This is a genomic window from Micromonospora sp. NPDC047465 (genome assembly GCF_040643125.1).
GTDB lineage: Bacteria > Actinomycetota > Actinomycetes > Mycobacteriales > Micromonosporaceae > Micromonospora.
Map to the genome: position 1 here is coordinate 1 of NZ_JBEYTP010000129.1, position 1,237 is coordinate 1,237.

Genomic DNA, 1,237 nt, shown 5'->3' on the forward strand with positions numbered 1-1,237 from the left:
CTAGTGCCGCATCAGGCAACGTTTGCCCTGTCGTGACGTGACGCGCCGTCCGGATGCTGGTCCGGACGGCGCGGTGTCGCCAGGCTGTCCGGGTGGTAGACCGAGTACGCGTCCGCGAGATCGACGACGACGAAGGACAGCGCCTGTTGCGGATCATCCGCCGGGGCACCGGATCGGTGGTGACCTGGCGGCGGGCGCAGATGATCCTGCTGTCCGCGCAGGGCATGCCCGTGGCGAAGATCGCCGAGGTGACGTTCACCAGCCCGGACCGGGTCCGGGACGTGATCCACAACTTCAACGCCGACGGCTTCGACTCGCTCTACCCCAAGTACAAAGGCGGCCGGCCGAGAACGTTCACCCTGCCCGAACGCCGGGAGATCAAGAAGATCACCAAGTCCAAGCCTGCCGAGCACGGCTTGCCGTTCTCGACCTGGAGCCTGGCCAAGCTGGCCGACTTCCTGGTCGCTGAGGGGGTGGTCGACGACATCAGCCACGAGGGTCTGCGGGTCCTGCTCCGCGAGGAGGGCGTGTCGTTTCAACGCGTGAAGACCTGGAAGACCTCCCGCGACCCGGACTACGCCGCCAAGAAGGCCCGCGTCGAGCACCTCTACGCGATCGCCGACGGCGAGGTCATCCCCGAGACCGGCGAGCCGGACGTCGTGTTCTGCCTCGACGAGTTCGGCCCCTTGAATCTCCAGCCTCATCCGGGGCGGCAGTGGGCCGAACGAGGTGGACGGCACAAGGACCCCACCCGGCAACCACGGCCCCGCCGACGAGCGACCTACACCCGCCCGCACGGCGTTCGGCACCTCTTCGCCGCCTACGACCTGAGCACGGACCGGCTCTACGGCCACATCAAGCCGAAAAAACACCGGACGCGATTCCTGGAGTTCTGCCGCTACCTACGCAGTCTCCACCCACCCGAGACCCGCATCGCGATCGTGCTCGACAACTACTCCCCACACCTGAGCACCAAGAAGGACACCCGCGTCGGGGACTGGGCCGCGGCCAACAACGCCGAGCTCGCCTACACCCCGACCAACAGCTCCTGGCTCAACCGCATCGAGGCCCAGTTCACCGCCCTGCGCTACTTCGCCCTCGACGGCACCGACCACACCAGCCATAAGCAGCAGGGCAGCATGATCCGCCGCTACATCATCTGGCGGAACAAGAACGCCACCGACAAGCGCCTACGTCAGGTAGTCAACAGGGCGAACGTTGCCTGACGCGGCACTAG

General features: G+C 66.5%; 1 protein-coding gene. It reads left to right on the plus strand.

What is annotated here, in order from left to right; all coding sequences use genetic code 11:
* Positions 1-92 precede the first annotated feature (92 nt).
* A complete protein-coding gene (locus tag ABZ793_RS34685; RefSeq protein WP_357465229.1) occupies positions 93-1,226 on the plus strand; it encodes an IS630 family transposase in 1,134 nt (377 codons plus the stop codon).
* Positions 1,227-1,237 lie beyond the last annotated feature (11 nt).